Genomic DNA, 7,720 nt, shown 5'->3' with positions numbered 1-7,720 from the left:
CTGTGGCGGCGGGGCGTATTCTTTCGGCTGGAAACTCTTCATGGAAGCCCACGCCTTGATCAGGGTGCCGTCGACCGAGAAGTGCTCGTCCGACAGCAGCGGCTTGACCTCGGGGTGTGCGAGGATCGCGGCCATGACCTTGCGCGACATCTCGGTGGTCAGTAGCCGGTCGCGGTTCTTGCTGAACACCGTGGGAACCCACACCGCGTCGTCGATGCCCAGGCCGACAAACCAGCGGAACAGCAGGTTGTAATCCATCTGCTCCATCAACTGCCGCTCGGAGCGGATCGAAAACAGGATCTGGAGAAGGCTCGCCCGGATCAGGCGCTCAGGCGCAATCGAGGGGCGACCAAAGTCAGTATACAGCGCATCGAAATCGGCATCGAGGCTCGTAAGTGCATCGTTCACGATCTGTCTGATCTTGCGAAGCGGATGAACCGCAGGAATTCGCTCTTCAAGGTCAACATAGCTGAACAGCGAACCGCTCGTTTTGTCCGTCCCACGCATCGCCACCCTCGCCACCGCTGCCGTAACAAGGGTGAATCATGTTCTTGAAACAGCGTCGAGCCCCGACTTTTTCAGCAGCCTGCTAAGGTCGCATTTTTGGCCGCAGATTACGCGGGACATGTGATACCGTTCTAGGGCAAGTGACTGACATGCAAGCAAAATACACGAACTGCAGGTAAAGTACGGGTCGCCGCCCACAACTGATACCTGCTCATCGAAACAGAGTTTTGGGAAAATGCAAGCCTTGGCGTTGCGAAAAGCGTCTGATTGGTTTGACACTGCCTAGGGGCTGAGCTTAGCGTTTGGTCAGGTCATCCAAAGGGGACGCGCGCGTGCTGGATCATGCAATCGCACAGATCAAGGGACTTAGGGTCGAGTTCCAGACGAAAGACGGCCCCGTTGTTGGTGTCGAAAATGTCTCGTTCGATATTCAGCCCGGCGAAACCGTCTGTGTCGTGGGCGAATCCGGATCGGGCAAATCGGTGTCGTCGCTGTCGCTGATGCGGCTGGTTGAATTCGGCGGTGGCCAGATTGCGGGCGGGCAGTTGTTGTTTGACCGGCGCGACGGAACCGAACTGGATGTGGCGCAGGCCAGCCAGGACGTCATGCGCGACATACGCGGCAACGACATCGGCATGATCTTTCAGGAACCGATGACGGCGCTGAATCCGGTTTTCACCGTGGGCCGGCAACTGACCGAAGGCCTGCGCGTGCACAAGGACATGTCCAAGAGCGAGGCCGAGGCACGGGCGCTCGAGCTGCTCAGGCAGGTGCGTATCCCCGAACCCGAACGGCGCTTGCAGCAATATCCCCATGAATTGTCCGGTGGCATGCGCCAGAGGGTCGTGATCGCAATGGCGCTGGCCTGTGAGCCGCGCCTGCTGATCGCGGACGAGCCGACGACCGCACTGGATGTGACCATTCAGGCCGAGATCCTCGCATTGATCGATCGCCTCAAGCGCGAGACCGGCACGGCGGTCATGTTCATCACGCATGACATGGCCGTAGTGGCGCAGATGGCGGATCGTGTAGTGGTGATGTACCGCGGAAACAAGGTTGAAGAGGGCAGCGTTCAGGAGATCTTTGAAAATCCCCAGCATGACTACACCAAGGCCCTGCTGGCGGCGGTTCCCAAACTTGGTGAAATGCGCGGAAAATCCGCCCCGGAACCGATGAAACTGCTGGGCAGCACGGGGCAGAAGATAAACCCGATCCCCGGGACAGATGAGCCGCTGCTGACGGTCAAGAACCTGACCACCCGGTTTGCTGTGAAGGGCGGGTTCTTCCGACGGACGATCGCGAATGTGCATGCGGTCGAAGATGTGTCCTTCACGCTCAACAAGGGTCAGACCCTGAGCCTGGTGGGCGAATCGGGTTGCGGTAAATCCTCTGCCGGCCGCTCGATCCTGCGTCTTGTCGAGCCGCTGTCCGGTCAGATCGACCTGGACGGGACAGATATCATGAAGCTGGGCACGGAAGGGCTGCGCAAGGCGCGTCTGGACATGCAGATGATCTTTCAGGATCCCTTCGCCTCGCTCAATCCGCAGATGCAGCTGATGGATCAGGTCTCTGAACCGATGCGCAACTACGGAATCGCCTCGGGTTCTGAACTTCAGGACAGGGTGGCAAGCCTGTTTGACCGGGTGCAATTGCCGCGCAGCTTCATGCGTCGCTACCCGCACGAGATGTCCGGCGGTCAGCGTCAACGCATCGCCATTGCCCGCGCGCTTGCTCTGAACCCAAAGCTGATTGTCGCGGATGAGGCGGTCTCGGCGCTGGATGTGTCGGTGCAGGCGCAGGTGCTGAACCTGATGATGGACCTGCAGGCCGAGCTTGGGCTGAGCTATCTGTTCATCTCGCATGACATGGCCGTGGTCGAACGCGTCAGCCATAACGTGGGCGTGATGTATCTGGGCCGGATCGTTGAACTGGGTCCGCGTGCACGGGTGTTCGAGAACCCGCAGCACCCCTATACCCGCGCGTTGATGAAAGCCGTCCCCATCGCCGATCCGCGCAAGCGCAAGGAAGAAAAGGATCTGAACTTCACACCGATCCCGTCGCCCATTCACCCAATCGGCTACAGCCCCGAGCCGTCCGAGTATAACGAGGTCGAGCCGGGACATTTCGTGCTGACCACAGATCCTCTGTTTGAGCGCCGCATGTGATGTGACCGGCCCATCCGACCGATGACACATATTGCCCGAAATCGGGATGGAACCAACGTGATTGACACTAGGCCACGGCAGGCTGCGCCATGAGACAGCTTGCGCCTGTGGCAAGAGCAGCGCGCTTTGCGGATGATGAAAAGCCCGGTGCGTGACCGGAAAAACTGGTAATGCTTGAGGAAGGTACCGACTGTGACCACTCGTCTGACCGCGCTTGAGATCATGACAAAACTGATCTCGTTTCCCACCGTCAGCCGCGACACCAACCTGCCGCTGATCGACTGGGTCGAGGGCTATCTGGCGTCGCATGGCATTACCGCCCATCGCTGGCCCGACCCCGACCAGCCGCACAAGGCAGCCTTGTTCGCCCATGTCGGCCCGTGGGAAGAGGGGGCCGTGGTGCTCTCGGGTCATACCGATGTCGTGCCGGTGGATGGTCAGCCCTGGGATACAGACCCCTTCGATGTGGTTGAAAAAGAGGGCAAATACTTCGGGCGCGGCACCTGCGACATGAAAGGTTTCGACGCGCTTGCCATCTGGGCGCTGGTCGAGGCGCATTACCGTGGCGTTGCCCGACCTTTGCAACTGGCGCTCAGCTTCGATGAAGAGGTCGGCTGCACCGGTGCGCCGCCCATGATCGAGGCGATGCAGCCCGTTCTGCCTAAAGGCCGCGCGGTCATTGTCGGAGAGCCTTCGATGATGCGGGCCGTCACCAGCCACAAGGGCGGGCAGGGCTATGACACCCATGTGGTCGGCTTCGAGGTCCACAGTTCGATCATGCACACAGGGGTCAGCGCGATCCTCGAAAGCGCGCGGCTGATCGACTGGGCAAATCACGTCAATGACGAGAACCGCGCCAAGACACCCGGGGCGCTGGCCTCGGTGTTCGACCCACCTTACACCACGGCCCATGTCGGCCAGGTGCATGGCGGCACGGCACATAACATCACCGCAAAGGATTGCACGTTCAGCATGGATTTCCGGGTGGTGCCCGACGAAAACGAGGACGACTACCGCGATGCCTATTATGCCAAGGTTGCCGAGGTCGAGGCCGCGATGAAAGCCGTACACCCTGACGCGCGTATCGATCTCAAGAAGCGTTTTGATGTGCCGGGCCTGCGCCCCGAGGTTGGGGGCGAAGCAGAAGCCCTGGCGCGTGCCATCACCGGCGACAATGGCACCCATGTCGTCAGCTATGGCACCGAAGCGGGTCAGTTTCAGGCCGCCGGTTATTCCGCCGTCGTCTGCGGCCCCGGCGATATTGCCCAGGCGCATCAGCCCAATGAATACATCACTGTCGCGCAGTTCAACGCTGGTCTGGATTTCATGGAGCAGTTGCTCAAACGTCTGGCCGCCTGAACGCTACCACCAGCGTTTTTGTGCGTGGCTGATCCGTTCGGTGCCTGTATCCGTGACGATCACGCTGTCTTCGTAATCGCCCAGATAGCCGTCCTTGCGGATGGTGCGTTCCACGCTCAGCACCATGCCCGGCTCAAGCAGGGTTGTGTCACCTGGGGCCAGCCAGGGCGCATCCCAACCCAGGCCGATCCCGTGGCCCAGCCCGGAAAAGACACCATCATTGGGGTATCCCCGCGCGGCCTGTTCTGCCAGGCCCGCGGCGGCGATGTCTTGTGCCTGCACGCCGGGGCGGATCGCGGCGATGGCGGCTTCGACAATCGCCATCGCGTCTTCGAACAACGCGATCTGGCGGTTGGATGGCGCACCGATGGCTTTGGAGCGCGAGTGGTCGAACACGTAACCGCCCACGGCACCCGAGATGCCGATGCGAAACCACTCGCCCTCGGCCAGAGGGGCAGATGTTCCCCATGTCGGGAAATTGCGCCGGTGGGCATAAGCTTCCACGCCGCCCCGCCCGGACGCCATGAAGGAATTGTACAGCGCCCCGCCTGCAGGGGCCAGAACGCCCATGCCTGCGGCCACGACCTCGCCGTGGCTTACGCCGGGTTCTGCAACCTGCATCATCGCCTCAAGCGTTCTGCTGCCGATCGCCGAGGCATGGCGCAGCTGATCCAGTTCGGCGGGGGATTTTATGGCGCGCAGATTGACGAGGATCTCCTGCGCCTCCTGCCAGTGCGCACCGGGCACATGGCCGCGCAGCGCGCGCTCATGAGCCACGCTCAACACATCCGATCCGACAAGCCCGAGACGGCCATGGGCAAGCCCCAGCTCGCGCAGCGCCTCGGCAACGCAGGCCAGAACGTCTTCTGCTGGCCGGATATCCTGTGCATCAATCGCCGCTGTTGCGTCATCGGGCGCGTCGGCAATCAACCGCGCCGCACCATCCGCGCGCAACACGACGAACGCATGCGCCCGCCCGGCCCATTGCCCCGGCAGATCGGGAATGAAGGGAAAGGAGGTCACGTAATTCGTCAGGTACTGAACATCGCCATACCGATCCAGCGTGCCGCCACCCCGCGAACAGATCACCAGACCATCCAGCCCGTGCGCCTGTGCCGCCGCCGCTGCGCGGGCGCGGCGGTCTGAAAACTCCTCGACAGGGATTGATTGCGACTCCATAGGATTGATCGAAGCGCGAAACAGCGCTTCGCGCAAGCCCCCCTCTTGCGGGGGCCGAGGCCTTGGGGCAGGGTGATCTCGGCTTGTCAGAGAGGTCACGCATATGCCCATCCGAAATCGCCTCGCCGAACTCCACCCCGAGATTACCGCCTGGCGCAGGCATCTGCATCAGAACCCGGAACTGATGTATGAGCTGCATGAAACCGCCAGTTTCGTTATCGACCGCCTCAAGGAGATAGGCGTGGATGAGATCACGCCGGGTATCGGCAAAACCGGCGTGGTGGCCGTGATCAAGGGCAAGACCGATACCTCGGGTCGCGTGATCGGATTGCGCGCGGATATGGACGCGCTGCCCATCCATGAGGCCTCTGGCGTCGATTATCCGTCGAAAACGCCGGGTGTGATGCATGCCTGCGGACATGATGGGCACACCTCCATGCTGCTCGGTGCCGCCAAATATCTGGCCGAGACCCGCAATTTCGACGGCACAGCGGTTCTGATCTTTCAGCCGGCCGAAGAAGGGGGTGCCGGGGGCAAGGCAATGTGTGACGACGGCATGATGGATCGCTGGGGTATTCAGGAGGTCTATGGCCTGCACAACATGCCGGGCTTTCCCACGGGCAAATTCGCGATCCGTCCGGGGGCTTTGATGGCCTCGTCGGACGAGTTCGAGATCACCGTCACCGTCACCGGCAAGGGCGGTCATGCCGCCGCGCCTCATGAGGCAATCGACACCATGCTGGTTGCCGCTCAGATCGTTGTTTCCTTGCAATCGGTGGTCAGTCGCAAGGTCGATCCGATCAAGCGCGTCGTGCTGACGGTGGGCACGTTCAATACCGACAGTTCGGCCTCGAATGTCATTGCCCACAAGGCCGTGCTCGAGGGGACGGTGCGGACACTGGACGCCGAATGCCGCGCAATGGCCGAGGCCCGGGTGCGCGCGATTGCCGAACATACCGCCGCGGCATATGGCGCGACCGCCGAGATTGTCTGGACGCCGGGCTATCCTGTCACGGTCAACCACGAGGATCACACCGTATTCGCAGCCGAAGCGGCGCGCGCGGTGGCCGGTGACGTGATCGAGGATGTTGACCCCATTCTGCCGTCCGAAGATTTTTCCTATATGCTGGAAGAACGCCCCGGCGCGTTTATCTTCATGGGTAACGGCGATACGGCCATGTGCCACCACCCGGCCTATGTTTTTGACGATGAGGCCATCCCGGCCGGCTCCAGTTGGTTTGTGGAACTGGTCGAACGCCGCATGAAGGTGGCCTGATGCACACTCGCGTCGGATCGCTGCCCGTCTGAACACAAAACATCCGCCACGCCCACAAGGAGGCCTCGACACATGCCCATCAAGAACCGCATTGCGGATATGGCCCCGGATATTCAGGGGTGGCGGCGCGATCTGCACGAACATCCGGAACTGCGTTTTGAAGAACATCGCACCAGTGCCTTCGTGGCTGACAGGCTGCGGGAATTTGGCTGTGACGAGGTTGTGTCCGGTGTCGGACAGACCGGCGTTGTCGCGGTGATCCGGGGCAATCAACCCGGAGAACGGGTGATCGGCTTTCGTGCCGATATGGACGCGCTGCCCATCCACGAGGCCTCGGGTGTGGACTATGCCTCAAGGACCCCGGGTGTGATGCATGCCTGCGGCCATGACGGGCACACGGCAATGCTGTTGGGCGCGGCGCGCTATCTGGCTGAAACGCGGAATTTTTCCGGCTCGGTCGTTTTGATCTTTCAACCGGCCGAAGAAGGCAGCGGTGGGGCCCGCGCCATGCTTGAAGATGGGCTCTTCGAACGGTGGGGAATCCAGGAGGTCTATGGCATGCACAACTGGCCCGGCCTGCCGCCAGGACAGTTTGCCGTGCGCGATGGTGCCCAAATGGCGGCCTCTGATTTCTTCGAGATCATCGTGCGCGGGCGCGGCGGTCATGCCGCGCGGCCTCATCTGGCGGTAGACACGACGCTTGCGGCCTCGGCGATCGTGATGGCTGTGCAATCCATCGCCTCGCGCAACATCGACCCGCTCAAGACGATGGTTCTGTCGATTGGCGGTCTGCGCTCGGACACGGACACCTATAATGTCATCCCCGATACAGTGACCCTGAAAGGCACGGCGCGCTATCTTGATCCGGAGGTTCAGACCATGCTGATCGACCGCCTGACCGCCATTGCCGAGACCACGGCGGCCGCCTATGGCGCGGTGGCCGAGGTGAACTATTCCAAACGCGTCGGCCCCACGATCAATGATCCGGTAGCCGCCGCGCGCGCAGCGGCTGTCGCAAAAAGCGTATCTGGCGATGTGATCCGCGACATGGATCCGGTCATGCCGGGAGAGGATTTTTCCGACATGCTGGCGCAACGGCCCGGTGCCTATCTGTTCATCGGCAACGGAGACAGTGCCGACCTGCATCACCCGGCCTATGTGTTCAATGATGAGATCATCGCGGTTGGTGCCAGTTGGTACGCGGAAATGGCCGAGCAGCGATAAGGTCTCACAC

The 7,720-nt window shown here is 61.5% G+C and carries 6 protein-coding genes; 4 read left to right on the top strand and 2 right to left on the bottom strand.

Annotation, left to right across the window (positions count from 1 at the left end):
- Positions 1-507 (bottom strand): transposase (locus tag WAO69_RS11410; RefSeq protein ID WP_422179157.1); only part of this gene is annotated, 507 nt, incomplete at its 3' end.
- Positions 508-839: 332 nt separating this feature from the next.
- Between WAO69_RS11410 and WAO69_RS11405 the strand changes: the two genes are divergently transcribed.
- On the top strand, positions 840-2,672 hold the full coding sequence (locus WAO69_RS11405; RefSeq protein WP_422179155.1) for a dipeptide ABC transporter ATP-binding protein: 1,833 nt from the start codon (positions 840-842) through the stop codon (positions 2,670-2,672).
- Between the two features lie 192 nt (positions 2,673-2,864).
- Positions 2,865-4,031: an acetylornithine deacetylase gene (gene argE, locus WAO69_RS11400; RefSeq protein WP_422179152.1), complete on the top strand. Its 1,167-nt coding sequence runs from the start codon at positions 2,865-2,867 to the stop codon at positions 4,029-4,031.
- A 3-nt stretch (positions 4,032-4,034) separates the two neighbouring features.
- Here argE and WAO69_RS11395 read toward each other — a convergent pair whose 3' ends face one another.
- A complete protein-coding gene (locus WAO69_RS11395) occupies positions 4,035-5,210 on the bottom strand; it encodes a M24 family metallopeptidase (RefSeq protein ID WP_422179150.1) in 1,176 nt (391 codons plus the stop codon).
- Between the two features lie 103 nt (positions 5,211-5,313).
- On the opposite strand from WAO69_RS11395, the gene WAO69_RS11390 reads away from it, so the two are divergent.
- Together WAO69_RS11390 and WAO69_RS11385 are read left to right on the top strand one after the other, a co-directional pair.
- The gene (locus WAO69_RS11390; RefSeq protein ID WP_422179148.1) at positions 5,314-6,486 is read left to right on the top strand and encodes a M20 aminoacylase family protein; all 1,173 of its coding nucleotides are present in this window, start codon (positions 5,314-5,316) and stop codon (positions 6,484-6,486) included.
- Positions 6,487-6,558: 72 nt separating this feature from the next.
- Positions 6,559-7,710: a M20 aminoacylase family protein gene (locus tag WAO69_RS11385; protein WP_422179146.1), complete on the top strand. Its 1,152-nt coding sequence runs from the start codon at positions 6,559-6,561 to the stop codon at positions 7,708-7,710.
- Positions 7,711-7,720 lie beyond the last annotated feature (10 nt).

It is taken from the genome of Aestuariivita sp. (genome assembly GCF_049276915.1).
Taxonomy (GTDB): Bacteria; Pseudomonadota; Alphaproteobacteria; order Rhodobacterales; family Rhodobacteraceae; genus Aestuariivita.
The sequence above is the reverse complement of the archived record's forward strand: the minus strand, read 5'-3'. Positions and strand labels throughout refer to the sequence as shown.